Origin of the sequence: Flavobacterium cupriresistens (assembly GCF_020911925.1) — a bacterium.
GTDB classification, from domain to species: Bacteria; Bacteroidota; Bacteroidia; order Flavobacteriales; family Flavobacteriaceae; genus Flavobacterium; species Flavobacterium cupriresistens.
Map to the genome: position 1 here is coordinate 2607082 of NZ_CP087134.1, position 26322 is coordinate 2633403.

The 26322-nt window shown below is 35.3% G+C and carries 19 protein-coding genes; 6 read left to right on the forward strand and 13 right to left on the reverse strand.

All coding sequences use genetic code 11. The features are described 5' to 3' along the window. The first annotated feature begins 262 nt into the window (after positions 1 to 262). From LNP23_RS11195 to LNP23_RS11205, 3 genes are all read left to right on the forward strand, one after another. On the forward strand, positions 263 to 775 hold the full coding sequence (locus LNP23_RS11195) for a hypothetical protein (protein ID WP_230004948.1): 513 nt from the start codon (positions 263 to 265) through the stop codon (positions 773 to 775). Positions 776 to 780: 5 nt separating this feature from the next. Then, positions 781 to 1248 carry a transcriptional regulator gene (locus tag LNP23_RS11200; protein WP_230004949.1) on the forward strand — a complete coding sequence of 156 codons (468 nt, stop codon included), beginning with the start codon at positions 781 to 783 and terminating at the stop codon, positions 1246 to 1248. A 178-nt stretch (positions 1249 to 1426) separates the two neighbouring features. Next, on the forward strand, positions 1427 to 2962 hold the full coding sequence (locus LNP23_RS11205) for a YifB family Mg chelatase-like AAA ATPase (RefSeq protein ID WP_230004950.1): 1536 nt from the start codon (positions 1427 to 1429) through the stop codon (positions 2960 to 2962). 308 nt (positions 2963 to 3270) lie between these two features. Here the strand turns inward: LNP23_RS11205 and LNP23_RS11210 are convergent, their stop codons facing one another. The 6 genes from LNP23_RS11210 to LNP23_RS11235 form a co-directional block, all read right to left on the reverse strand. Continuing rightward, on the reverse strand, positions 3271 to 3642 hold the full coding sequence (locus tag LNP23_RS11210) for a nuclear transport factor 2 family protein (RefSeq protein ID WP_230004951.1): 372 nt from the start codon (positions 3640 to 3642) through the stop codon (positions 3271 to 3273). A 46-nt stretch (positions 3643 to 3688) separates the two neighbouring features. Further along, positions 3689 to 5296, reverse strand: a complete 1608-nt coding sequence (locus LNP23_RS11215) for an ABC-F family ATP-binding cassette domain-containing protein (RefSeq protein WP_230004952.1) — start codon at positions 5294 to 5296, stop codon at positions 3689 to 3691. A 172-nt stretch (positions 5297 to 5468) separates the two neighbouring features. Beyond that, positions 5469 to 6338, reverse strand: a complete 870-nt coding sequence (locus tag LNP23_RS11220) for a class I SAM-dependent methyltransferase (RefSeq protein WP_230004953.1) — start codon at positions 6336 to 6338, stop codon at positions 5469 to 5471. Between the two features lie 45 nt (positions 6339 to 6383). Beyond that, positions 6384 to 6809, reverse strand: coding sequence for a DoxX family protein (locus LNP23_RS11225; RefSeq protein WP_230004954.1), 426 nt, complete (start codon positions 6807 to 6809; stop codon positions 6384 to 6386). Between the two features lie 177 nt (positions 6810 to 6986). Next, complete coding sequence (locus LNP23_RS11230) at positions 6987 to 7487, reverse strand: SRPBCC family protein (RefSeq protein ID WP_047778277.1); 501 nt, start codon at positions 7485 to 7487, stop codon at positions 6987 to 6989. Beyond that, positions 7477 to 7830, reverse strand: coding sequence for an ArsR/SmtB family transcription factor (locus LNP23_RS11235; protein WP_255663875.1), 354 nt, complete (start codon positions 7828 to 7830; stop codon positions 7477 to 7479). The genes LNP23_RS11230 and LNP23_RS11235 overlap by 11 nt, the downstream gene beginning before the upstream one ends. Positions 7831 to 7974: 144 nt before the next feature. Here LNP23_RS11235 and LNP23_RS11240 point away from each other — a divergent pair, with 144 nt between their 5' ends. Further along, positions 7975 to 8460: a hypothetical protein gene (locus tag LNP23_RS11240; protein WP_230004955.1), complete on the forward strand. Its 486-nt coding sequence runs from the start codon at positions 7975 to 7977 to the stop codon at positions 8458 to 8460. A gap of 128 nt (positions 8461 to 8588) precedes the next feature. On the opposite strand, the gene LNP23_RS11245 is transcribed toward LNP23_RS11240, so the two are convergent. The 5 genes from LNP23_RS11245 to lysA all read right to left on the reverse strand — a co-directional run bounded on the left by LNP23_RS11245 (position 8589) and on the right by lysA (position 14643). After that, positions 8589 to 9770, reverse strand: a complete 1182-nt coding sequence (locus LNP23_RS11245; protein ID WP_230004956.1) for a hypothetical protein — start codon at positions 9768 to 9770, stop codon at positions 8589 to 8591. A gap of 341 nt (positions 9771 to 10111) precedes the next feature. After that, positions 10112 to 10477 carry a hypothetical protein gene (locus LNP23_RS11250; RefSeq protein WP_230004957.1) on the reverse strand — a complete coding sequence of 122 codons (366 nt, stop codon included), beginning with the start codon at positions 10475 to 10477 and terminating at the stop codon, positions 10112 to 10114. A gap of 92 nt (positions 10478 to 10569) precedes the next feature. Further along, entirely contained in the window at positions 10570 to 11487 is a 918-nt protein-coding gene (locus LNP23_RS11255; protein ID WP_230004958.1) for a hypothetical protein, read from the reverse strand. A 13-nt stretch (positions 11488 to 11500) separates the two neighbouring features. Continuing rightward, positions 11501 to 11950 (reverse strand): hypothetical protein, encoded by a 450-nt coding sequence (locus tag LNP23_RS11260; RefSeq protein WP_230004959.1) that lies wholly within the window; start codon positions 11948 to 11950, stop codon positions 11501 to 11503. 1412 nt (positions 11951 to 13362) lie between these two features. Further along, positions 13363 to 14643 (reverse strand): diaminopimelate decarboxylase, encoded by a 1281-nt coding sequence (gene lysA / locus LNP23_RS11265; RefSeq protein WP_255663877.1) that lies wholly within the window; start codon positions 14641 to 14643, stop codon positions 13363 to 13365. Positions 14644 to 14776: 133 nt separating this feature from the next. Here lysA and LNP23_RS11270 point away from each other — a divergent pair, with 133 nt between their 5' ends. Further along, complete coding sequence (locus tag LNP23_RS11270; protein ID WP_230004960.1) at positions 14777 to 16909, forward strand: TonB-dependent receptor; 2133 nt, start codon at positions 14777 to 14779, stop codon at positions 16907 to 16909. Between the two features lie 274 nt (positions 16910 to 17183). Further along, positions 17184 to 19736 (forward strand): TonB-dependent receptor, encoded by a 2553-nt coding sequence (locus LNP23_RS11275; protein WP_230004961.1) that lies wholly within the window; start codon positions 17184 to 17186, stop codon positions 19734 to 19736. Positions 19737 to 19857: 121 nt separating this feature from the next. On the opposite strand, the gene LNP23_RS11280 is transcribed toward LNP23_RS11275, so the two are convergent. Continuing rightward, complete coding sequence (locus tag LNP23_RS11280) at positions 19858 to 21312, reverse strand: glutamate synthase subunit beta (RefSeq protein WP_047775752.1); 1455 nt, start codon at positions 21310 to 21312, stop codon at positions 19858 to 19860. 146 nt (positions 21313 to 21458) lie between these two features. Further along, positions 21459 to 25976 carry a glutamate synthase large subunit gene (gene gltB, locus LNP23_RS11285; RefSeq protein ID WP_230004962.1) on the reverse strand — a complete coding sequence of 1506 codons (4518 nt, stop codon included), beginning with the start codon at positions 25974 to 25976 and terminating at the stop codon, positions 21459 to 21461. Positions 25977 to 26322: the final 346 nt, after the last annotated feature.

Sequence of the window (26322 nt, forward strand, 5' to 3'; positions counted from 1 at the left end):
AATTGAGATTTGTATGAATTTGTAGAAAATGCAGAGGTTAAAGTTAAATGCAAAGTATTTTGAATATTTATTTGTAATAAAATAACTACAATTAAATTATTTCATTAGCTTTAAAAACATTTAATGAATATGGTTTATAGAAAAAGTATCTGCATTAATAAGTCAAATAAACTTAAATAAAGGTATAGTAAATTCATATTAATAATGTGAATTTATTATACAAAATGTATAATTATTTTTAGTATATTTGAATGACGGACTAATGAATGTGAGAATATTAAGAATTAGCAAAAATGAGTTAGTTGACGCTAAGATTTTAAATGCAAAATCAACAAAATTAAATTTGCCTTCTATAAGTGACGGCTGGAGATTTAATTTTAAAAAACAGGCAAAAGAGTATAATCATGAAGCTTATATTTTAGTGTCGGATGAAACACCTGATATAATTGAAGGTTGTTTGATTTTTGAAATGAAAGGCAAAGTAGAACCCTATATGGCTTTTATCGAAGTAGCACCTCATAATAAAGATTCTATTAAAAGATATGAAAGAATTGCTGGTTGTTTGATTGCATTTGCTTGCAGGTTAAGTTTTATTAAAGCGAATGAGCCGTACAAAGGCTATTTGGTATTTGATGTTTTAGAGGAGAATAAAGAAGATGAAGTTAAATTAATGGCATTATATTCAATCAAGTACTACGCACTAAGATACGGTGAAACAACTATGATAATAGTTCCCGAAGGAGGAGAGAAATTAATTACCGAGTTTTTAAATTAAAAGATATGAGAAATAAAGAAATTCAAATCAATGACATTTGGAATGATAAAAAGAAAGATGATTTAAAGAAAATTATAGTATCTCATTCTTCTAAACAATCAAAAGAGCAGGTATTAAAGAATGAATTACTTTCTATTCAATACAAATTAGAAGACTATATTCAGAATGAAAACGATACAGAGATTTTAAAAATCCTTGATTTTGTTAAGATGTATTTGAAAGTACTTAATCTTTCGAAAAAAAGATTGGCAACTTACTTTGATATGAAAGACAGTAATCTACATAAATATCTTATAGGGGAAAGAAAATTAAATGCAAAGTTAGTATTAAAGCTTAGTACATTTTCTCATACTAAACCCGAACAATGGTATAAGGTTCAACTAAAAAATGAAATGATGGAGTTAAATAAGGAAAAGGCTAATACTAAAGAGTATGAAAAGTACGATTATCGTCATTTAGTCGATTCAATTTAAAAATTTGGTATCATCATATACAAAAGCTCTGATTACAGGGCTTTTTTCTTTAAATTGTTTGGGATTTTATTTTTTAAGATGAAATCAAATCGCAAATTTCAAAAAAATAAATATGTAATAAAAAAGCTACAATTAAATTGTTTTCATTAGCTTTAAAAACATTTAATGAAAAGCGTTTATGTTAGTAAAAGTTTACGGAAGTGCCGTTTTTGGAGTAGAAGCTACAACAATTACGGTCGAAGTTCATATGGATAAAGGAATCGGGTATCATTTGGTTGGTTTACCCGATAATGCCATAAAAGAAAGCAGTTATCGCATTGCGGCGGCATTAAAGAATAATGCATATACTTTTCCGGGAAAAAAAATCACCATCAATATGGCACCGGCCGATTTACGAAAGGAAGGTTCCGCTTATGACCTGACACTCGCGATTGGGATTTTGGCAGCATCACATCAGATAAAAGCACTTGATGTGGATCAATATATAATTATGGGAGAACTTTCGCTTGACGGAAGTTTGCAATCTATAAACGGAGCTTTACCAATTGCCATAAAAGCTAAAGAAGAAGGGTACAAAGGTTTTTTTCTACCAAAACAAAATGTAAAAGAGGCTGCAATTGTAGCAGGTTTAGATGTTTATGGTGTTGAAAACCTGCAAGAAGTAGTTGACTTCTTTGAAGGAAAAGGCATGCTTGAACCCACCACAATTGATACCAGAGCTGAATTTTATAAAACACTCGATTTTCCAGAATTTGATTTCTCAGACGTCCGTGGACAGGAAAGCATAAAACGATGTATGGAAATTGCAGCTTCAGGGGGACATAATATTATTTTGATCGGCCCGCCCGGAGCTGGAAAAACAATGTTGGCCAAAAGATTGCCCAGCATTCTGCCACCCATGACTTTGCGTGAAGCTTTAGAAACGACTAAAATTCATAGTGTTGCTGGAAAATTAAAAGAAGTGGGGCTAATGAATCAAAGGCCTTTCAGGAGTCCGCATCATACTATTTCTAATGTAGCTTTAGTTGGAGGAGGGAGTTATCCTCAGCCCGGTGAAATTTCGATGGCGCACAATGGTGTTTTATTTCTGGATGAATTACCTGAATTCAAACGGGATGTTCTCGAGGTGATGCGTCAACCGCTGGAAGATCGTGAAGTAACAATTTCACGGGCTAAGTTTACGGTCACTTATCCGTCGTCGTTTATGTTGGTGGCGAGTATGAACCCGAGTCCAAGTGGCTTTTTTAACGATCCAAGTGTACCAAATACTTCGTCACCGCATGAAATGCAACGGTATCTGAGTAAGATTTCTGGTCCTTTATTAGACCGGATTGACATTCATATAGAAGTAACTCCTGTTCCTTTCGAAAAATTATCAGACGACAGAAAAGCAGAAAGCAGTGTCGAAATTCGAAAACGTGTAACAGCAGCGCGGGAACTGCAATCCATTCGTTTTGATCAGCTGCCTAATATTCATTACAATGCTCAAATGAACACCAAGCAAATCAGAGAATTTTGCGCACTCGACGAACAATCAAAACTATTATTAAAAACAGCGATGGAACGCCTTAACCTCTCTGCCCGTGCCTACGACAGGATCCTGAAAGTAGCACGCACAATCGCCGATTTAGAGGCCGCACCAACCGTAATTTCGTCCCACATAGCCGAAGCAATTCAGTACCGAAGTCTGGATAGGGAAGGCTGGCTGGGGTAAGACTTTAGATTGCAGATTTTAGATTGTAGACTTTAGATTGTAGATTTTGGATTTTAGACTTTAGATTTTTTTATTTAAATCTAGGTCAAACCTTTGCGAACTCCTATGTTTACCTAGTTAAACATAGGAGTTCGCAAGGTTGTTTTTTGAAATACTTTGTGAATATTTTAAGTTCGCAAAAAGGCTTTACGTTACAAAAAGACAACTATTTATTATCAAATAAAACAAAGTTTTAGCTTTGTGACTCCAACAGTTAACCCCAACATTGGAATTTGGAATTTAAAAAATTTGGAATTTGCATTTCTTTGTTATTCGAATTTTAAGGAGGCATTTTTTGACATGAGATAGGAGGTTAGCCTTTTTATTTTTCCCTTTTCCATTTCAAAAACATCGCAAAAAACAGCATCTAGTATATTTCCGTTTTTCATCATGCCCTGTACGGCGCCTTCTGCAATAACGATATTGTTTTCTTCAATCAGTTTTAAAATCTGAATCGTTGGACTGCCGATAAAGTTTTCATTTTCAATTTCTTTATCAAATGCTTCTTTGCCAACATGCTGATAAATCCCGGGCATTTCCCAGACAACATCGTCAGTAAGACAAGCAAGAACTCTCTCGTGATCGCTCACCTTGAAGGCGTTCATATATTCTTCTATGGTTTCTTTATTTACACTCATCATCAAAATAGTTAAGGTTAATTTCGGCTAATTCAAGCTAATTTAAAAATTAAATACGAGTTTTTTGGTGGTCAAGATCAATTGTCTTTTGAATGTTTATTTGTTCTAAAAAAGAGTCGTCATGTGAGATCGCAATCAAAGTTCCCTGATATTCATTAATGGCAGCGGTAAGAATTTCGATATTCTGAATGTCTAAATTATTGGTCGGTTCATCCAGAATAATAAGATTAGGCGATTGATTGTTTATCGTCAGACAACAAAGCAGTAAGCGCATTTTTTCTCCTCCACTTAGTACGCTGCAAGGTTTGTCAAATTCATTTTGAGAAAATAAAAAACGATTAAGTCTCATCCTGATATCGTGTTGCTGCAAACCGGAAGTATTGAATTTCTCGGCCATTTCATAAACTAAAAGGCGATTGTCAATTAAAGAATAATCTTGATCAATATAAACGGATTTGCATTCCGCCCTGTAAATGCTTCCTTGCTGCGGAATCAACATTCCGGTGATTATTTTAATTAAAGTTGTTTTACCCGAGCCATTTGCTCCTTTTAAAGCAATTCGTTCACCACTTAAAAGTTGAAAGTTCAGATCCTTATTCCAAAGATACCGATTCTTAAAAGTATAATTAATGTCGATTGCGGTAAATAATGTTTTGCCATTATGCAAGTTAGTAGTATCAAATCCGAATTTCATTTTATCGATTTCGGCTACACCTGAACGCAATTCCTGTAACTCCCGGGAAATACCACTGACTTTTTCGGCATGATTGTTTTTGACTTTTGAAGTACTGTTTTCAGCATTGTTCCGCAAGGTATTCATCATGATACGGGAAATTCCGGCTTTTTCCTGTTTCTTTTTTCCACGTGCATCGAGTTTTTGCTGGCGTTCCAAAGTTTCACGTTCCTTTTCTTTTGCCTTTCGCAATGCTTTTTCTTTGCTGTGAATATCCTGATTTAAGGCATTGCTTTCGACCTGTTTTTGTTCGGCATAAAAATCATAATTACCTCCGTAAACCGTAATGCCGCGTTTGGTTAATTCATAAACCATGTCCAGCAGATTCAATAACTTTCTATCATGACTTACCACAATTAAGGTGCATGAGGTATTCTGAATGAAATTATATAACAATGTTCGTCCTGCTAAATCTAAGTGATTACTTGGCTCATCCAGCAGCACAAGTTCGGGCTTGTGAATTGAAATTCCGGCAAGAAAAATTTTAGTTTTTTGACCGCCACTTAAATGCTCCAGTTTTTGATTTAGATCTAAGTTTTGTAATTGCCAGTATTGAAGTGCTTCGGCACAACGCTCTTCAATGGTCCAGTCATCACCAAGAATGTTTAGATGGTTTTCGGTTACATTTCCTTGAAGAATTTCATTGAGAGCATTTAGTTTATCGTCAATTTGTAAGGCCTGAGCAACGGAAAGATGATTAAATTGCCCAAAAATCTGCGGAACATAATAGGGCTTTAAATTAGATTTCAATAAGCCTTCTGAAGCTTGTAATTCGCCTGAAATAATTTTTAATAAGGTAGATTTTCCACTGCCGTTATTGCCGATTAAAGCAATTTTGTCCTGACGGTTGGCTGTAAAACTAATTTTATCGAACAGTAAGTCCTTGTTCGTATGTAGGTATGAAATGTTTTGTAAAGTAAGCATAATTTCTTCTTTAAGGGTGAATAATCATAGCGAACCACATTGGGTTTTCTATCTATTTTTTCCGGAAGAAATTATTTTTCACATAAGAATTACCTTTTTAGTTTAATTGCTGCAAAGATACAAATGTTTTTCTGAAATCTGAAAAGCACCATGCCGGTGCGTTGACAATGCGTTATTTTTTGGCAATAGCGACACGATAAAATTCATAGCCTTTTTCATTTCGATTGGGCAGATATTTTTCGCGATATTCTTTTGCACCTAAATCTTCGATGAGGTTCAGATTAAATTGTTTTAAGTAATCGGGCAGTTCAGACGGAAGAAAACCAAATGTCCAATGCTCTTCCAGTTTTTCTAAATCTTTTAAAAGTTTTTCACCTCCTAAAAAAGAAGAAGGGTTGGTAAGGATTTCCTGGTGTACATAAGTAAAAATAATGGAGCTGCCTTTTGGAAATTTAGAAATAAAAGCAAATGTATTGCTTACTGCTTCTGCTGTTAAATAATTGGTAACGCCTTCCCAAATCAGGGTTGTCGGTTTTGTAAAATCAAAATGATATTGTACTGCCAATTCATCAAGACTTTGTTTGTTGAAATCAATTTGGCAGTAGGTGATGTTCTCCAGCGGTTTTCCAATTCGTTTTTTGAAGGTACCAATTTTAAAATTTGAGGTGTTGGGGTGATCGATTTCTATAACAGAGACTGATTTTAGAAAATCAAGACGTAAAGCTCTGGTGTCAAAACCAGCACCTAAAATAAAGACTTGCGTAACACCTCCCAAAATAGTGGATTGAAGTAAATCATCAATATATTTTGTCCGCGCCAATCCCGACGAAAAGGCACCCGGAATTTTATTCTGAATCGTAGTGCTGATGTATTTACTAACCTGTTTGTTTTTAGATAAATGTACAGTTAGTCTAAGTTTAGGATCCAAAAAATAAATGGCATAAGGATCAGAAAATAGTCTGTCATTTAAATTACGCTGACTTTCTAATGCTCTGAACAGTGCCATATATTGTGCAGTTCGGCTTGTTTTGTTGGCTTTCATGATTTAGTTTTAAGGTATCAGTAATCAAAAAAAACGGAAACATTTTTATCTGTTTGCAATCGCAGTATCAAGCTCCAGATACTTTTCTTTAAGTAAACTCAGTGCAAAACAGGCGGCGGCACCGGTAAAAACCGAATAATCAAGAGGTGCTTTTATTCCGACAGAAAATACCATTGATAATCCGAAAAGCAATAGCAAATACCCGCTCAGTTTGGCAAACAATTCGGTTTTAAAACCAATTAAAAGAAAAACCGGAAAAATGATTTCAAGTGCAGTTGCAATAACTCCGACAGGTGATAACAAGCTATCTGGAATCAGTGGATTCAATATTTTTGTGTAAGCAAGAAAGTTTTCCCAATTTCCCCAAACCGAATTTTCTTTGCTCCATAATCCAAATCGATCTGCAACAGCAGAAAGAAATCCTGCCGAGATCGCAAGACGTAAAAAGAGTTTGACTAGTTTTGAATTCATATTACGTTTTTTTTAAATTAGTAACGTAAACGAATTTAAGGAAAACAAAGCTTCTATGTACAAAACTGTTGAAACTTATTTAATGATATTCTGCAAAATTATTTTGTAGAGATGCACTGCTGTGCATCTCTACTGTGCATCTCTACTACTGTGCATCTCCACGGATTGCATGTACAATTATTTTTTTGCTTCAAAGATTTTATCTAAATTCTCAAGAATACTTGTAAATCCTTCTTTGAAACCCATTGCAATATACTTTTCTATATCTGACAATTGTTTGTGTTTAATAACCACATCAACAATTGTAATATCACCTTGTTGAGAAAAGGAGACACTCCAGTTAGAACGAGGAAAATCAGGATTGATATTCCCTTCACTATCACAAAATGCTCCGAGAGTTTTAAAATTGCTTTTTGGCGAAATCGAAATATAATCAACCAAAGCCCAACCTTCTTTGCCCTCTTGGTCTACCATTGCATATAGTCTGTGGCCTCCAACTTTAAAATCCATGCTTTTTGTTTTGGATTTGTATGGAGCTGGCGCCCACCATTGATCCAAGATTTCAGCTTCTGTCCAGGCAGACCAAACGTTTGCGATTGAAGCATTAAATTCACGTTTTACGTTTACCGTACAATTTTCTTTGTCAACGGTAAAATCCATTAAAAGATTAGTTTTCATTTTCTTTAGCTTTTAAATTCATTAATACTTGATCCAGTTGATTGAAACGATTTTCCCAGATCTCTTTAAATTGTTCTAACCATTTATCTATTTCCTTCATTTTATCAATTTTAAGCTGATAATAGATTTCTCTTCCCATTTTCTTTTCCTCCAATAATTCGCATTCATTAAGGATTTTAATGTGTTTAGAAACGGCTTGTCTTGTAGTATTAAATTGTTCTGCAATTGCATTTGGGGTTAATGCACTGGAAGAAATTAATACTAATATAGCTCTTCGGGTTGGGTCGGCAATGGCCTGAAAAACATCTCGTTTCATTTTTATTTGTTTAAATACGCAATCAATCAGTTGCAAATATACGCAACTTTTTGGTTTCGCATTGTTTTTTTTACTTTTTTTTTAATTGATAAAGAGTTTTGATATGAATTTGATGATGACAATTGTGAATTAATACCTTATCTTTAGGTCATTTTTAGGCAAAAAACCAAGATGATTAAAAATGAGTTTTTATATAGACAAGGGTTCCTTCTAATTATCTTAGGTGGATTTTTATTGTTATTTCTTCCGTTTACGATGGATTTCCTTTTTGCTTCCGATCAGATCGGAAATGTAAATAATGCCGACAATAATTCAGTTTCTTTTTCCGTTAATTATTTTCAGGATTGTTACAATTTTATTAGCAATTTCAAGCCTCCCTATCGATTTCCGTATATAGAAGTTTTGGGTATTCTTATCGTTTTGGCACTACCGGTTTCTATTTTATTACAGTTTGTTTACTTTTATAAGTACCGCTATAAAAAGGTGTTTTTTTTATGTGTTATAGCTTTAGCATCTCTTTTTGAGTTTACCTATTCCTACTTCGAATACTTGCAATACGGCTGTTATCTGTTGACGTTGCAACAGTTGTTTTTGATTCTAAATTTAGGATTAAATAAGAAGTTGAGATCAAAAAAAACCTTTAACCGGATTTATTGAAGAGTAGTAGGATAAGATAATAGAGAATAGAAAATAGAGCTATTTGGAATGGAATTTTGGTGCGAAAAACACAATAAAAAATCCCATTTGCTTTGAACAAATGGGATCGGAATGTTGTTTTTAACGGATTATCTGAATCTGTTTCGGACAATGATATTTTTGAATTTGGCTTTTAGATCTTCTCCGGTATCAAACACCATTTGTTCATTGTTCGGAAACGGCACGGCACGTTTGTTAAAATAGCCTAAATAATTTTCGTCACAGGCATTTCTGTCACCGCGATAGGTCGAATAAATGTTCTCAAAAACAAACTCACTAGTAATAGGAAAGGATTGCATAAGTTGATTGGTTTTTAAATCAACGTAATCTACTTTCGCCGTTACCTCACAAGACTTAAATTGTCTGTATTCGTAGATGTTAACTTTGAGTGTTTTAAAATTATCTACTTTTATGGCACGTCCTAAACTGTCTTTTACGGGTCTTCCTCTACTGTCTAAAAGCGTTTTAAGACCGTCTTTAATTTGTCTTTCTTTAATGAATTCTTTCTCTTTAATCTGTTCAGGTGAAATGAATATCTCTCTGAAATTTAAGATCAGACCATAATCATACTTCACATTTTTTTGTTTGATACTATGGTAAACCGTCCATTTGTCGTTTAATCCATAAGTGCTGAAATCTAATAAATCATTCTGCAATTGTATCGGAATGATCATATTGGTTTCGTTTGTAGCGTAAACGTTTACAAAATCAGTTCCTTTAAACTGTGCATCGTCCATCATTTTTTTCGCATTCTTGTAATTTGGATTGATACTTTCGATAAAAGCCAAATCATCATAAGCCTTTCTGGAATCTAGTTTGTTTTTTGATTTTAGAAGAATTTGCGCATTATCATACAAGTATTTTGACAAAGCGATTTTACTGCTTGCAATCTGAGTAGAATAATTGTCAAATGGAAAACTGGCATTTTTACTTTGCTTTAATAAAGGAAGCGGTAATAAAGGTCTGATTTTCTCCTGACGATTATTTAACTGTACATAGGTGTTATAGATACGCTCCAGATTGGCGGGATTTTTCTCTTTATCCATCATTTCAAGATTGCGTAAATCCCGGTCTTTGGCTTTCGCATAAGCTTCTTCGAGTAAATACACATAATCCTGCTTTCCTTTAGAATCCTTTTTGGTTCTTAACGCGTCGACAGCACGATTTATAGCACCATCGTAATCCCCGTCACTGATCAGCGATTGTGTCGTTTTTACGCCACAAGAGAACGCCAGAAATAAAATAGAAACAAGTAATGTAATTTTTTGCATGGGTGTAACTTTTGAAGGTGTAAAGATATCTCTTTTAACTTTCAACAACTATGCCTTTTTTTGGAAATTAATTTTTGATTTTTCTCAAATTTCAGAAGCAGAAATTTTTGTTTTCAAAATGACCCGCAGTCCCGCTTTCGCCTTTATCTCTGCGTTTCACTTCGAGGATACCGGCTCTATCGGGGCTAGATTAGAAATTTATTTTTCATCAGAAAATTTGATGAGATGCCTTTTTTCGGAGATTAAAATTCGTTCCGTAATGGTACTTATTCGATATTTATTAAGCTGAATTTTTTGATCGATGGATTAAATTCATCGTAGAGACGCACAGCAGTGCGTCTCTACAATTGTTTTTTACGCCTTATCTGGTAAACAATTTCCCAAAATAAAATTGAAAAAAGGGCATTGGCCATTAATGCGGTTTTGATCCCATAAGCATCATATTTTCTAAACAGGTGCAAATCTCCAACCCTTAACGCCAAGTATAGCGCCAAAGCAGCAATTAAAATGGAAGAGACTATATTTAATAAAGGACTCCATTTTAATACAAAAAATGAAAAAATGAGATTTATAAGAAGGAAACCGCAGCCTAAAGTTATAAATCTGTGATCCTTTAGTTTTTCGCCTAGTTCGAGTAGTAACGTAGTCGAAAAGCTATAAGTGAAGAATAATAGAGAATAAATTAGGATTCGTATTTGTGGTTTCATTTTTATGTTTTTTAAGTTGTCGAAATTACAAATTAAAGATGAAGCTTTGATTAATATCCATTTTCTTAACAAGATAGTAGGCGATTTTAATTCTATAAGAAGCTCATTGAATTTAGAATTAACCCAATTAAAAATGAAATTCCATTACAGAGAATAGATACTAATAATGCTTTTTTGTATTCTATTTTTAATAATTTATAAATCAGGACAGATTCTATTACTACAGCAAAACATTCGCTGTATAAAATATAGGGAATTCTAGATTGAATGAATGCCGGAAACACAAACCAAACATAGGGTAAAGTCAAAAATGAAGTTGTAGCTCCTGTTAATAATAAAAGCTTATTTTCTATTTGTAATGTCTTGTATTTAGTTTTGAAAAGAAGAAATAAAAGGATGGTTTCTATAAATACGGTAAGTAGCAGAACTTTTAAAAAGTTGAAGATCTCTGTATGAGGATAAATCTCAGGTATTTCGTCGGTTTTATGATTTTTAGGTTTTCTACGAACTTCAGGGAAAGGATATTTTTTTAGTGTAATAGGTCTTCCATCATTATAGCGTATGAGTTCTTTGCATTTATAAATCACGAAATTAGTATTTGTGATTTCTACAATTTCATAATATTCTTCTACAGAAGACATAGGATTATCATTACTTACATTACCACCGCCACTATCAATTGAGATAGAGGATTCTATGATATTTCTATCATTGAGCCAGTCTATCGAGCCTTTAGGCCTGCTTTCGAGATAACTTCTTCTAGTAGCCATTATATAAAGTCTATTGAATTTGTACCCTTTTTCGATACAATCATTCGGATTTAAAATGTAAGATTCTACTATTCTTTCCATTGGACGCTGTGTACAAGCTACGATACTAAAATTTGGAAAGTCTTTTATATTGGTTATTTTGACACACTTCTGAACAAAATGTGAATTCTCCGGAACAATATCACAGTATGATGTTTGGAATAATAGTAAAAAGGGTAGTAGAAAAAATATTCTTCTCATTTGGTTTTGTTATTTATTGCAAAATAGCGTCTACTTTGGTTTCTGATTTTTCCTTAATTGGACTGTCAGAATGAAAACTCCAAATGATTAAAAATTTTCCTTTTGCAAGATACTCTTCCGGATGTTCCTCTGTTGGTTCACCGTCTTTTCTCCATAGCATTCCTTGCAGAAACCTGTCGCCTTTGAATACTTGTTCAAATTCGAAATACATAATAGACCCACTGTCTGTTTTACTTTTAAAACTTTGAATTTGTTTGCTCTTTAATTTTCCAACAATGTTGCTGTAAGTTTCAATATCATTATAAAAAGTACAAGCCTGAGGAGAAATACAAACATTGCCTTGGTTTACGATATAACTTTTGGGAATTTCTTTGTTTTTTAGTTTTAAGTCTTCGATCGTCTGACTGAATAAATTGGTAGTAAGTAAAAGGAATAGTGCCGACAGGGGAATCGTAAGTTTCATGGTTTTTAGATTTGATAAGCTAAAATAGGTTTTTTATTTGATTTATGTAATGAAATTTTCGCAACGAATTGCACGAATTTTCGCGAATTGACAGATTAGCGTGATAGTACACGGTTTAGACAAACGACAATGTATTTCGATTTCAATTACCCGTAATCTTGTCCTTTCGACGAAGGAGAAATCACACACGCTGAGTACGCACTGTTATGGAATATAGAATGCGATTTCTCCTTCGTCGAAAGGACACAAAAATGGGGCTTCGACTTCGCTCAGCCTGACAAAAAAGGGTAGAAGAAAAGATCAGTGAAAATCTGTTTAATCTGCTTAATCTGCGTGCTTATATGTAAAGTAATCGCAAAGAATTGAACGAATTTCCACGAATCGACAGATTAGCGTGGTAGTACACGGTTTAGACAAACGATAGTATATTTCCATTTCAATTGTCCGCAATCTTGTCCTTTCGACGAAGGAGAAATCTTCACAAGTAGCTCCACAAAGAAAGTGTCAGATTATAGATTCAGCAAACGAAGATTTCTCCTTCGTCGAAAGGACACAAAAATGGGGCTTCGGCTTCGCTCAGCCTGACAAAAATGGATAGAAGAAAAGATCAGTGAAAATCTGTTTATTCTGCTTAATCTGCGTGTTTATATGTAAAGTAATCGCAACGAATTGCACGAATTTCCACGAATTGACAGATTAGCGTGATAGTACACGGTTTAGACAAGCGACAATGTATTTCGATTTCAATTACCCGTAATCTTGTCCTTTCGACGAAGGAGAAATCACACAAGTTGAGCACGCACTGTTATGGAATATAGAATGCGATTTCTCCTTCGTCTAAAGGACACAAAAATGGGGCTTCGACTTCGCTCAGCCTGACAAAAGAGGGCAGAAGAAAAGATCAGTGAAAATCTGTTTAATCTGCGTGCTTATATGTAAAGTAATCGCAAAGAATTGAACGAATTTTCACAAATCGGCAGATTAGCGTGATAGTACACGGTTTAAACAAACGATAGTGTATTTCGATTTCAATTGTCCGCAATCTTGTCCTTTCGACGAAGGAGAAATCTTCACAAGTAGCTCCACAAAGAAAGTACCAGATTGTAGATTCAGCAAACGAAGATTTCTCCTTCGTCGAAAGGACACAAAAAAGGGGCTTCGACTTCGCTCAGCCTGACAAAAAAGGTTAGAAGAAAAGATCAGTGAAAATCTGTTTAATCTGTTTAATCTGCGTGCTTATATGTAAAGTAATCGCAAAGAATTGAACGAATTTCCACGAATTGACGGGGAGGGCTTCGACTTCGCTCAGCCTGACAGACGGTTATAAATCTAAAATCTGAACTCTAAAATCTACAATAAAAAAATCCCGTCTCAATTAAGAAACGGGATTTTTAGCATGATATTTTTTTATTTTAAGCCGTTACCGCAGCTTCTTGTGGTAACGAAATTTGATTTTTAAGCAAATCTTCGAAAGTTTCGCGCTCACGGATTAAGATTCCCTGACCGTTCATCCACAATACCTCAGCAGGTTTGTATCTGGAGTTGTAGTTGGATGCCATTGAGAAACAATATGCTCCTGCGTTTCTGAAAGCAAGAATATCCCCTTCGGTAATTTCGTGGATTCTGCGGTTGTTTGCAAAAGTATCGGTCTCGCAAATGTATCCTACTACAGAGTAGAAACGTTCTTTCCCTTTTGTGTTTGAGATGTTCTCAATATGATGTGAAGAACCATAAAACATTGGACGAATTAAATGGTTGAAACCACTATCGATTCCGGCGAAAACGGTTGACGTTGTTTGTTTTACTACGTTAACTTTGGCCAGGAAGAATCCGGCTTCACTCACTAAGAATTTACCAGGCTCAAAAATCAAGGTTAAATCTTTGCCATATTCAGCACAGAAAGTGTTGAATCTTTTGGATAATTTTTTACCTAATTCTTCAATGTCTGTTTCGATATCATCTTTTTTGTAAGGTACTTTGAAACCGCTTCCGAAGTCTAAGAACTCTAATTCTTTGAAGTGTTTTGCAGTATCGAACAAAATTTCGGCCGCATACAAGAATACCTCGATATCTAAAATATCAGAACCGGTGTGCATGTGAATACCTACAATGTGCATTTTTGTGTTTTCAACAATTCGCAATATATGGGGTATCTGATGTACAGAAATTCCGAATTTACTATCAATGTGTCCTACAGAAATATTAGCATTTCCTCCCGCCATTACGTGTGGATTGATACGAATACATACTGGTATATGAGGATGTTTTGTTCCGAATTGCTCCAGAATAGATAAATTGTCGATATTGATTTGTACACCCATTGCGGCAACTTCTTCGATTTCTTCCAAAGAAACTCCGTTTGGTGTAAAAAAGATTTTTTCAGGGTCATAACCGGCATGAAGCCCTAATAAAACCTCTTGAATGGATACGGTATCCAAGCCAGATCCCATGTTTTTTAATAACTGGAGAATGGCAACGTTAGACAATGCTTTCATAGCATAATTAACTCTTAAGTTTTCTACCTTAGAGAAAGCTTTAGTTAATCGATTGTACTGAGACTGAATCTTCTCGGCATCATAAACGTATAATGGACTTCCAAATTGGTCTGCTAACTGCAGTAGATCTTTTGCTTGCATTTGTAAACTATTTTTGGCAAACTTATTACTCTTTTGGGGATTGACAAATTTTAAAATGAAAAATAACAAATCATAACAATTTGTTATAAAACCAACAATTGAATAAAATGTAACTTTTCGACATAAATACTTCTTATTTAGAATAAATAAAGATTATATTTGCCCAAAAATTGCATTTTAATCATTATTTATGAAAAAAATTACTACATTTTGCCTATTAAACCTTATAGTTTCAATAGGATTTGCTCAAGAAAAGACGAAAGACAGTTTAGCGACAAATAATTTAGATGATATTATTGTAACGGCAAGCCGGAAAAAAGAGAGCATAAAAGAAGTTGTTTCTTCGATTACTATAGTAGGAGAAAAGAAAATTCAAAGCCAGACTATAATTAATTCAAATATTAGTAATATTCTACAATATACGGTTCCGAGTTTAGCTACTGCCGGAAATCAAACTTCAAATTACGGGCAGACTTTAAGAGGAAGACCTTTTTTGGTTATGATTGACGGAGTGCCTCAATCTACGCCATTGCGAAACGGAGGAAGAGATTTACAGGTTATTGATCCTTTTTCTGTTGAAAGAGTCGAAGTAATTAAAGGAGCAACATCCATTTACGGTAATGGAGCCGATGGAGGGATTATCAATTATATTACAAAGAAAAACCATAAGGAAAGGCCATTTTCAGGTTCTGCACAATTAGGTCTTATATCACAACCTAAAACGTTTGCAGAATCATTTGGATACAGAGGATCGGCTTCTTTTACCGGAAAGATAGAGCGATTTGATTATGTTGTAGGGTTTACTAAAGAAAGAACGGGAGTAATAAAAGATGCTAATTCGGTTAATACTTCTCCTTTTTACAGTTTATCAAATTTAGACACCTATAATGGTTTATTAAAAATAGGCTATCAATTAACCGACAAACAAAGATTCGAGTTTTCGTATATTGGGTATGCTTCCAGATCTTTTTTAGATCAGGATGTTAAGATTGGTAAGTGGGGCGAGATTCCTACTATTGGAGTTGAGTCTGAAAGGAGATTAGGAACTCCGGAGGGAACTCCAAGAAATCATAATTTTAGACTTTCTTATACCAATTCAGAGATTTGGAACAATACAGCATTAAATGTAAACATCTACTCACAGGATTTCAGAACGGTTTACGGATATGACAGAGATCAATTTTTAAATGGTGGACAGTCCAATGTGGCTTCAAAGAAATTAGGACTTAGGATGAATTTTGATTCCCGTCTTTTTTCAAATGATACTTATAAAGCAGATTTGATTTATGGAGTAGATATTCTTCAGGATGAGACTGTTCAAAAATTAGAAGATGGACGTTTCTGGACTCCACAAATGAAAATGCAAAATACAGCCCCATTCGTCTTAATTAAATTTGATGCTTGGGAAAAATTTACTTTGAAAGCGGGAGCGCGATACGAAAACATCAAAGTTAAAGCAGATGATTTTTATACATTGCCAGTACTTAATGCTAAAAACAATACCTACAACAATAGTATTTTTGTACAAGGGGGTGATTTAGAATATAATGCTTTTGTGAGCAATATTGGTTTGCGATATAATATTATGCCGGAGGTAAATGTCTTTACCAGTTATTCTCAGTCTTTTTCGATCAATGAAGTAGGACGTATTTTGAGAACTTCTACAGAAAGTGTTATTTCAAAATTACCAACTGATCCGATCATTGTAAATAATTACGAAATGGGTGTGGCGGGAACTATTAAAAAATGGATCAACTATGAGCTAACGAGTTTTTGGAGTACTTCAAAACTGGGAGCGACCTCTGTTCAGTTGCCAAATGGTTCTTTTGCGATGCAGCGTGCTCCGGAGAATATTTGGGGATATGAGGTAGTCTTAAATTTGAAACCATTGGAGGTTTTAAGTTTCGGAGGAGCCTTCGCTTGGTTGGAAGGAAAAGTGGATAATGATAATAACGGAACATACGAAAAGTACATTAACGGTTCTCGTATAATGGCTCCAAAACTTACAACTTATATTCAAGTACGTCCAACAAAAAAATTAGATGTAGAATTAAGCAGTCTGCATAATTTTGAAAGAAACCGATTTGATCCTAACCCAACAACAAATTTGTATAGTGTTAATGAAGGACCTGTAAAAAAATATACTGTTTTTAATTTAAGCAGTTCTTATCTTATTGGCGAATCATTAAAATTAGGATTAGGGGTTGAGAATTTATTTAATAAAGATTATTCTCCAAATATGGCATGGTGGCAAGCGAGAGACAAAGATTTTGTTAACGCTCCGGGAAGACGTGCTACCGTACAAGTTCAATACAACTTTTAATTTCTTTCAGGTTTAATCTTCAAAATACTGTTTTGAATCAGGACTGATTGAAAACCTGAGATTTTACCACTACAATAAACAACTTTTTAGACTTACTACCTCGGAACTCAGTTGCGGGGTAGTTTCTTACTGTCTTTTTTGAAAAAATAACAGGATTTTTTTAAGAAAATAAAGATAAATACAGATTGAAATTCATAGCATAAAAACTAAGGTCTGTAAAATTTATAATACCCTATAATTACGAATACAAATTAAACACAACTAAAACTAAGGAATGAAAAAATTGCTAAAAACAATAATTGGAGCCTGCTTCATGACCTCATTTATGATCGCCTCGGCGGCAGAAAATGAAAATGAAGGAGGAAATGAAAAAGATAAAGGCACACTAAGCGGTCACATAACAACAAGCGACGGAGCACCAGCGGGCTCAGTTTCGGTCTATATTAATGAGTTAAAGAAACATCGTATTACGGATGGAGATGGCTTTTATCAGTTTGAAAATTTAGAAGAAGGGGAGTATACTTTACATGTTTCGATGTTAAATTATAAAATCGTTACACATAAATTTCAAATTAAGAAAAACGAAACCACAACGTTAGATCTGCAATTGAGTGTAGAAGCAAAAAAATTGAAAGAAGTCGTTGTTACAGGATCAAAAAAAACATCAGGGAGTATAGAAATAGGAAAAAACGAAATCAATAGAAACAGAGGTACTGCCAATGGAGATGTTTTGAACGGTATTCCGGGTATTTCCGTAAACAACATACGAAACGAAGCCGGTGCTTTGGATATTGGTATCCGTGGTTTGCAAGGAGATGGAAGGGTGCCTATTATGGTAGATGGGAGTTTACAATCTGCACAGACCTTCAGAGGATACATGGGGTCTAGCGACAGAACGTATATCGATATGGATTTGGTTAAAAAAATCAAAGTAGATAAAGGCTCAAGTACTAATCCTAACGCCATTGGTGCTACCGGTGGATTTGTTGAAATGGAAACAATCGACGCTGAAGATGTAGTATCGGGCAATAAGAAGTTTGGAGTATATATAAAAGGAAATATTTTTAATAACAGTCAGCTTCCTACTATTCCAAAGGATGAGGATGATCAGGTATATTATATTTTGCAGGACAATTCTAAACGTGACCGAATTAATAACGGAAGTGCTACAGCAGCAATAGCTTTCAAGGACAAAAAATTTGACGCACTTGTTGCTTATAATGTGCATACACAAGGGAATTATTTTGCAGGAGAAAACGGTGCTGACCGATATGGCTACGATCCAATTTACTACGATACTTTTGACCCTGAAAATAGTGATAAATATAAAAAACCGGTAATACAACCCGGAGAAGAGGTCGTAAATACCAGTTATCAAAGTCAGTCGGCTCTTGCAAAATTAGGATGGAATATTGCACCGCATCACCGTGTGGAGTTTAATTACCGTTATCACAAGCAAAAAGCAGGTGAAGTATTAGCGGCTTATTGGTATAAAAACAACAATGACAAAAATTTTAAGGATCTTCCGGATGATGTAGAAAGTGTGCCGCAATGGGCATTGGGTACTGCTGAATTGAATAATTATACCGTAAATTACACCTTTAACCCTAATGATTTGGTTCATTTAAATGTTTCGGTATTTGCTAATGAGGCTAATTTTTTTCAACGTAACGGTTTAATTCAAACGCCGGGTGCGGGCAATGGGGATCAGTATTTACATCGTTTTACAAATGATAGAAAAGGAGCTTTAATTTCAAATCAAACCAAGTTTTCCGGAATTCCACTTACGCTGCAATACGGGATCAATACACAGATAGAAAAAATCGTTCCCAAAGATGTGCCTGAGGGTAGAACGGGATCTTCGCGTAATGGTAAGAGAGAGGAATACAGTGCATTTGTAGCTGGAGACTTAGTAGTAAATAAGTTTTTGTTTCAGGCCAATATGAGAGTGCATGAAACAAAAGTATCCGATTACAATGCTGATAGAGATTTGAAATACGATGCCAAATTGAACATTGGTGGAAAAGTGGTTTATACACCGATCCAACAACTTAACCTATTCGCAAAAGCGTCTAATACGTACCGTAACCCAAGTTTGTATGAATCGACAGAATCAATTCAGACTTTTAGTTATAATGAAAAATACCCTTTAAGAGCAGAGGGAACAACCACTATTGAGCTTGGGTTTGAAAGCAATTTTGACAACCTGCTTTTGGAGGATGATCACTTTAATTTTGGTGCCACTGTTTTTCAGAATAATACAAGAGGATATATCTCAGCGGCAACCATGATGCCGGATTATGATTTTATATTTTTAAATTATGATCGTTTTAAATTAAAAGGATTGGAATTGGCAATAGGGTATATTTCCCGTCAATTCTTTTTAAATGCTTCTGCTATTTTGTATAGAGATGCAGTAGTAACTTCTAATATTTTGGGTGCTCAGGATGGAACAAATCCAACCAATTCACTTGGTTTTGCCTGGAGTCTTTTACCGGCAAGAATCCCGCCGAAACAATCTTTTATGGCTGAAATTGGAGGAAGTACAGAGGATAAAAAACTAACCGTTGGAAGTAGATTAAGATGGCACAGTTTGAAAGAAAATCCAAAAGACTGGTTAGAAGGTACAGGTGCTTCTTCTGTTGCTACGACCATTCCGGCAGATTATATTTTGGATGTGTACGGAATGTATCGTTTTAATGATAATTTTATTATGAATTTGAACATAGGCAATGTAACTGACCGTTATACTTATGATGTAGGTACAGTTATCACAATGCCGGTACCTGGAAGAACAATCCGTTTAGGTATGGAAGTTAAGTTCTAAGTAGCGTCACAGCTTAGAAACAGCCTATTTTTTAGGATCAATTTCCGATATTAAATAACAAACCCCCTTTTTTAATTTTGAAAAAGGGGGTTTTGTTTTATAAAATAGATTCGTTTATGATTTATAAACTTGGTAAATCGCCATTTCCTTTGGTTGGTAAATTAGTAGAACCCATTAGGAATAAATCTACCTCTCTTGCTGCTTCACGACCTTCAGAAATAGCCCAAACAATTAAAGATTGTCCGCGACGCATGTCTCCGGCAGTGAAAATATGAGGAACATTGGTTTGATAATTTTTAGCTTTATAATTGCTTCTCATGTCAATTTCAAGCCCTAATTGTTCACTTAATGTTTTCTCCGGACCTGTAAAACCTAAGGCCAATAAAGCCAAATCGCAAGGCCAGATTTTTTCTGAACCTTCTTTTTCGATTAATTCAGGTCTTTGTCCCGGCGTCATTTTCCATTGCACTTCGACTGTTTTTAATCCAACCAATTCTCCTTTTTCGTTTGCTAAGAATTCTTTGGTGTTGATTAACCAGTTTCTGTTACAACCTTCTTCGTGTGAAGAGGAAGTTTTTAATTGCAACGGCCAGAAAGGCCAAGGAGTTGTTTCGCTTCTTCCAACGGGTGGTTTTGGCAAAATTTCGAAATTGGTAACCGATTTGGCACCGTGTCGGTTAGAAGTTCCAATACAATCTGAACCGGTGTCTCCACCACCAATCACGATAACATCTTTACCGGTAGCCATTACCTGATCCGGAATTGATTCTCCGAACAATACTTTGGTTTGCTGCGTCAGGAAATCCATAGCCTGAACAACGCCTTTGCTTTCGATTCCTTTAGTAGGCAAACTTCTTCTTTCGGTTGCTCCGCCGCATAATACGATAGAATCAAAAGCATTTAGTTCGTCTACGCTAAAGTTTACGCCAACATTAACATTGGTTTTAAAAGTGATTCCTTCTGCTTCAAGGATCGCTACACGTCTGTCGATGATTCCTTTTTCTAGTTTAAAATTTGGAATCCCGTAACGCAATAAACCTCCAATAGCATTATCTCTTTCAAAAACAGTTACCGTATGTCCGGCTCTGTTTAATTGTTGTGCTGCTGCCAAACCTGCAGGACCGGAACCAATAACGGCTACCGTTTTTCCGGTTCTTTTTTTAGGAGTCTGTGGTTTGATCCAGCCTTCTGCGAAACCTCTTTCGATAATGTTTTTTTCAATATTTTCGATCGCAACAGGCTCTTTAATGATTCCCAATACACATGATTTCTCACATGGAGCAGGGCATAAACGACCTGTAAATTCCGGAAAGTTATTAGTCGATTGTAAAATATCTAAGGCACTTTGCCATTCTTCCTGATGTACCATGTCATTAAAATCAGGAATTAAATTTCCTAACGGACAGGCACTGTGGCAAAAAGGAATACCACAATCCATACATCTAGAACCTTGTTCTTTTATTTGCTCTTTTGCTAACGGAATCGTAAATTCATTATAGTTGCTAACACGTTCTATAACTTCAATATTACTTTCGTCGGCTCTTCTATATTCTTTAAATCCGCCTATTTTACCCATGACTTTTTCTTTAAATTCCAATTTTTTGAATTCCAAATTCCAATTTTTTAAATTCCAAATTCCAAACTTTTTAACCGCAAGACTAGCAAAGCGGTGTGGTCAAATTTGAAATAATCTAAAATCTAAAATCTGAATTCTAAAATCATCTAATCTGCTATTAATTCTTCTATTTTCTTTTCTTCTGCAATTCTTTGTAATGCTTTTTTGTAATCAGTTGGCATTACTTTTACGAAGTGGTTTTGTTGATTCTCCCAATCTGCTAAAATTCTTTTGGCTAATGGACTGTTGGTGTACAAAGAATGGTTTTTAATCAGTCGTCTTAGTTTTGTGATATCGGCAGTTTCGATTGGGTCAAAAGCGACCATTTCCATGTTGCAGGATTTCGAATCAAATTGCTGCTTCGGATCGTAAACATAAGCCACGCCGCCGCTCATACCTGCTGCGAAGTTTCGGCCTGTTTTTCCTAAAACTACGACTGTACCACCCGTCATATACTCACATCCGTGATCTCCAATTCCTTCTACAACCGCAGTTGCTCCGGAATTTCTCACACAAAAACGCTCTCCGGCCATACCATTGATGTAAGCCTCTCCGGTAATAGCACCATAAAGGGCAACGTTACCAATAATGATATTTTCTTCAGGTTTGAAAGTCGCAGTAGGAGGTACTTTGATAATTAATTTTCCTCCCGAAAGTCCTTTTCCTAAATAATCATTACAGTTTCCGTGAATTTTAAATGACAATCCGTTTGTTGCAAATGCACCAAAACTTTGTCCGGCAGAACCTTCAAAATCAACTAAAATAGTGTCATCGGGTAAACCTTGTGCGCCATATATTTTTGAGATTTCATTACTCAAAATGGCACCTACAGAACGGTCTGTATTTTTAATTTTAAAGGTAACTCTTGTTTTTTCTTTTCTGTAAATAGATGGAATTGCCTCTTTGATGATTGCGAAATCCAATACGTTTTCAAGGTTGTGATCTTGTTCTGTCGTATTGTGATTTGGAACCGTTTTGGCTTTTTCCGGTTTGTATAAAATGGACGATAAATCTAAACCATTTGCTTTGTAGTGTTTGATCGCTTTGTTCACATTTAATTTTTGCGACTGACCTACCATTTCTTTTAAGGTTCTGAAACCTAATTGTGCCATGATTTCTCTTAATTCCTCAGCAATAAAATACATGAAGTTGATTACGTGCTCCGGAGTTCCTTTGAAATTTTTTCTCAATTCAGGATCCTGAGTGGCAATACCAACCGGACAAGTATTTAAGTGACAAGCTCTCATCATGATACAACCGGAGGCTACTAATGGAGCGGTAGCAAAACCAAACTCTTCGGCACCTAATAATGCTGCGATAGCAACGTCACGACCTGTTTTTAACTGTCCGTCACATTCTAAAACCACACGACTTCTTAAGTCATTTAAGATTAAAGTCTGTTGTGCTTCGGCCAAGCCAAGTTCCCACGGAATACCGGTATGTTGTAAAGAAGTCAATGGTGCTGCACCTGTTCCTCCGTCGTAACCTGAGATTAAGATAACATCTGCTTTGGCTTTGGCTACACCGGCAGCGATGGTCCCAACACCTACTTCAGAAACTAGTTTTACGTTGATACGAGCTTCACGATTGGCATTTTTTAAGTCATAAATCAATTGCGATAAATCTTCAATAGAATAAATATCGTGGTGCGGCGGTGGCGAAATCAGACCTACATAAGGGGTAGAGTTTCTGGTTTCAGCAATCCAAGGCACTACTTTTTCTCCCGGTAACTGTCCACCTTCACCAGGTTTAGCGCCCTGAGCCATTTTAATTTGGATTTCTTTAGCGTTTGTCAAATAATTGATCGAAACACCAAATCTTCCTGAAGCGACTTGTTTGATGGCACTGTTTCGGGAATCACCGTTAATTTCTTTTTGGAAACGTTTTGGATCTTCTCCGCCTTCTCCCGAATTACTTTTTCCGCCAATTCGGTTCATTGCAATCGCTAAGTTCTCATGCGCTTCTCTACTGATCGATCCGTAAGACATTGCTCCGGTTTTGAACTTTTTTACAATTTCGGTCCAAGGTTCTACTTCATCAATAGAAATCGGATCTAAATTATTGAATTCGAATAAACCTCTGATGGTCATTAAGTTTTCACTTTGCTCGTTGACCATATCGGAGTATTCTTTATAACTTTCCGGACTGTTCAAACGAACGGCTTGTTGTAATTTAGAAATCGTAGTCGGATTGAACATGTGTTTTTCTCCGGATCTTCTCCATCTGTAAATACCTCCAATTTCTAAAGGCAATAAGTTGGCGATTTTTGAATTTGGAAATGCTTTCTGGAATCTTTTCTTTACTTCTTTTTCAATTTCCATCAGACCAATTCCTTCAATTCTGGAAGGAGTGTATGGGAAATATTTCGTAGAGAATGTTTTATTTAAACCTAAAATCTCAAAAATCTGAGCCGCTCTGTACGAATGTAAAGTAGAGATTCCGATTTTATTCATGATTTTTAAGATCCCTTTTGCAATCGCTTTGTTATAGTTGATAATAGCATAATCAGCTTTAACTTTGGTAATAAAACCTTGGTTTACCTGATCGTGAATGATCTCATTGACCATGTATGGATTGATTGCACTGGCTCCATATCCAAACAATAAAGCAAAATGATGTGGTTCGCGCGGTTCTGCAGATTCGATTATGATTCCGAATTTAGAACGAACTTTCAAAATGTTTAAAGAGTGGTGAATGTAAGAGCAAGCCAATAACATCGGGATCGGAGCTAATTGCTCGCTAACACCTCTGTCAGAAAGAATGATAATGTTATGGCCTTCAGAAACTGCTTTGTAAGTAGCCTGAACACATTTTTCTAAAGCACGCTCTAAACCGTTAACTCCTTTTTCGATCTTATATAAGGTAGAAATAGTCGACGATTTGAAATCTTCGTGATCTATATTTTTAATTTTATCTAAATCCTCGTTGGAGATAACAGGGTTTTGGATTTTTAATTTTTTGCATTGTTTTGCTTCAATATCAAAAATATTAAAATCACCACCAATGGCTAAACTGATATCGGTAATAATCTCCTCACGAATACCATCCAAAGGCGGGTTGGTAACCTGAGCAAACAATTGTTTGAAATAGTTGTATAATAATTGTGGCTGATCTGATAAAACGGCCAATGGAGTATCGTTACCCATAGAACTGATCGCTTCAGCGCCATCTGATCCCATTGGGTTGATAATTGTTTTTAAATCCTCGATCGTATAACCAAACAAACGTTGTCTGGTCTGGAAATCCAATTTCTCAACCGGAGTAGGGTTGTTGGTATAAGGAACTTTAGACAAAGGAAGCAAGTTAGCCTCAACCCATTCTTTGTAAGGACGTTTGGTTACGATGGCTTTTTTGATCTCTTCATCTTCAATGATACGACCTTCATTCATATCAACCAAGAACATTTTCCCTGGTTCTAAACGACCGTGCTGAATTACGTCTTCCGCCTCGATATCCAATACACCAATTTCTGATGACATGATTACGAAACCACTTTTTGTCAAAGTATAACGGGAAGGACGCAAACCATTTCTGTCCAATAATGCTCCAATTACATTTCCATCAGTAAACGGAATAGAAGCAGGGCCGTCCCAAGGTTCCATGATACAAGCGTTGTATTCGTAGAAAGCTTTCTTTTCCTCCGACATAGACTGGTGTTTTTCCCAAGCTTCAGGAACGACCATCATCATGGCTTCAGGCAGAGAACGACCGGTCATTAATAAAAGTTCAACAACCATATCCATCGAAGCAGAATCTGATTTTCCTTCTAAGATAATCGGGAATAATTTTTTGATATCATCACCAAAAATTTTGCTTTCCATTAGTTCTTCACGGGCACGCATTCTGCTGACATTTCCGCGAAGGGTATTGATCTCCCCGTTATGACACATGTATCTGAAGGGTTGTGCCAAATCCCAGGAAGGAAAAGTATTGGTAGAGAAACGTTGGTGTACTAACGCTAAACGTGTCACCAAGTCGGGATCTTTCAAATCAATATAATAGCGGCTGATGTCTTCCGGCATCAAGAGACCTTTATATATTATAGTAGTGGTCGATAGGCTAGTAAAATAAAACATATGACTTTCGGAGGTTTTAGAGCCTCTTATCGCATGTTCAGCAATTTTTCTAGCTGCAAAAAGTTTTGCATTAAATTCTTGTTCCGTTAAATCCTGATTGTTTTTGCTAACAAAAACCTGCTTAACGGTTGGTTCTTTTTCTGCGGCAATCTGCCCTAAATTTTCAACGTCAACGGGTACATCTCTCCAACCTAAGATCTTTAAATTTTGATCTTTAATAGTTGCTTCGAACGCATTCATACAAAAAGAAACCTGGTTTTTACTTTTTGGCAAAAAAACCATTCCTACTGCATACTCACGTGTTTCAGGGATTTCAAAATCACATACTTTCTTAAAAAAATCATGTGGGATGTCAAATAAAATTCCGGCTCCGTCTCCGGTTCTTCCATCAGAACTAACGGCACCACGGTGTTCTAATTTTATTAAGATATCCAATGCTTTGTGAATGATGTCATTAGATTTAATACCATTCAAATTACAAATAAATCCTGCACCACAATTGTCGTGTTCAAATTCAGGCAAATAAAGCCCTTGTTCTTTAACTCTCATTCTTGATATTTTTTCTACAAAAATAAAGATTTCGTTAAATATAATTCATTGAATTAGTTGTTTGACTTACATTTTTGTTGTAATATTAGAAAAAGGGTTCTAAAATGTCAATATTATTATTTAAAGCATTGCGAATTATCAAAATCATAATCGGCTTTAAGATATTTTAAGAAAAATCGTCGCTAAGCTATTGATACCGTTGGTATTTTTGTTAAAACTCAAACGATATAGTATTTTTCTCTTCACAATTTATAAGCAATTGTTTAACGATTAATTTGCTTTAAAAAGGAATAACTCCTTAATATAAATTTGAGACATTTTTAATTGAAAAAGATTTTACTATTCA

What these genes read in the sequence shown, in the direction of transcription:
- LNP23_RS11280 (WP_047775752.1), bottom strand. Translation starts at nt 21,312, where the DNA reads ATGGGTAAAATAGGCGGATTTAAAGAATATAGAAGAGCCGACGAAAGT.
- LNP23_RS11210 (WP_230004951.1), bottom strand. Translation starts at nt 3,642, where the DNA reads ATGATGAGTGTAAATAAAGAAACCATAGAAGAATATATGAACGCCTTC.
- LNP23_RS11255 (WP_230004958.1), bottom strand. Translation starts at nt 11,487, where the DNA reads ATGAGAAGAATATTTTTTCTACTACCCTTTTTACTATTATTCCAAACA.
- LNP23_RS11270 (WP_230004960.1), top strand. Translation starts at nt 14,777, where the DNA reads ATGAAAAAAATTACTACATTTTGCCTATTAAACCTTATAGTTTCAATA.
- LNP23_RS11245 (WP_230004956.1), bottom strand. Translation starts at nt 9,770, where the DNA reads ATGCAAAAAATTACATTACTTGTTTCTATTTTATTTCTGGCGTTCTCT.
- LNP23_RS11220 (WP_230004953.1), bottom strand. Translation starts at nt 6,338, where the DNA reads ATGAAAGCCAACAAAACAAGCCGAACTGCACAATATATGGCACTGTTC.
- LNP23_RS11250 (WP_230004957.1), bottom strand. Translation starts at nt 10,477, where the DNA reads ATGAAACCACAAATACGAATCCTAATTTATTCTCTATTATTCTTCACT.
- LNP23_RS11275 (WP_230004961.1), top strand. Translation starts at nt 17,184, where the DNA reads ATGAAAAAATTGCTAAAAACAATAATTGGAGCCTGCTTCATGACCTCA.
- gltB (WP_230004962.1), bottom strand. Translation starts at nt 25,976, where the DNA reads ATGAGAGTTAAAGAACAAGGGCTTTATTTGCCTGAATTTGAACACGAC.
- LNP23_RS11215 (WP_230004952.1), bottom strand. Translation starts at nt 5,296, where the DNA reads ATGCTTACTTTACAAAACATTTCATACCTACATACGAACAAGGACTTA.
- LNP23_RS11230 (WP_047778277.1), bottom strand. Translation starts at nt 7,487, where the DNA reads ATGAAAACTAATCTTTTAATGGATTTTACCGTTGACAAAGAAAATTGT.
- LNP23_RS11200 (WP_230004949.1), top strand. Translation starts at nt 781, where the DNA reads ATGAGAAATAAAGAAATTCAAATCAATGACATTTGGAATGATAAAAAG.
- LNP23_RS11205 (WP_230004950.1), top strand. Translation starts at nt 1,427, where the DNA reads ATGTTAGTAAAAGTTTACGGAAGTGCCGTTTTTGGAGTAGAAGCTACA.
- LNP23_RS11195 (WP_230004948.1), top strand. Translation starts at nt 263, where the DNA reads ATGAATGTGAGAATATTAAGAATTAGCAAAAATGAGTTAGTTGACGCT.
- LNP23_RS11260 (WP_230004959.1), bottom strand. Translation starts at nt 11,950, where the DNA reads ATGAAACTTACGATTCCCCTGTCGGCACTATTCCTTTTACTTACTACC.
- LNP23_RS11240 (WP_230004955.1), top strand. Translation starts at nt 7,975, where the DNA reads ATGATTAAAAATGAGTTTTTATATAGACAAGGGTTCCTTCTAATTATC.
- LNP23_RS11225 (WP_230004954.1), bottom strand. Translation starts at nt 6,809, where the DNA reads ATGAATTCAAAACTAGTCAAACTCTTTTTACGTCTTGCGATCTCGGCA.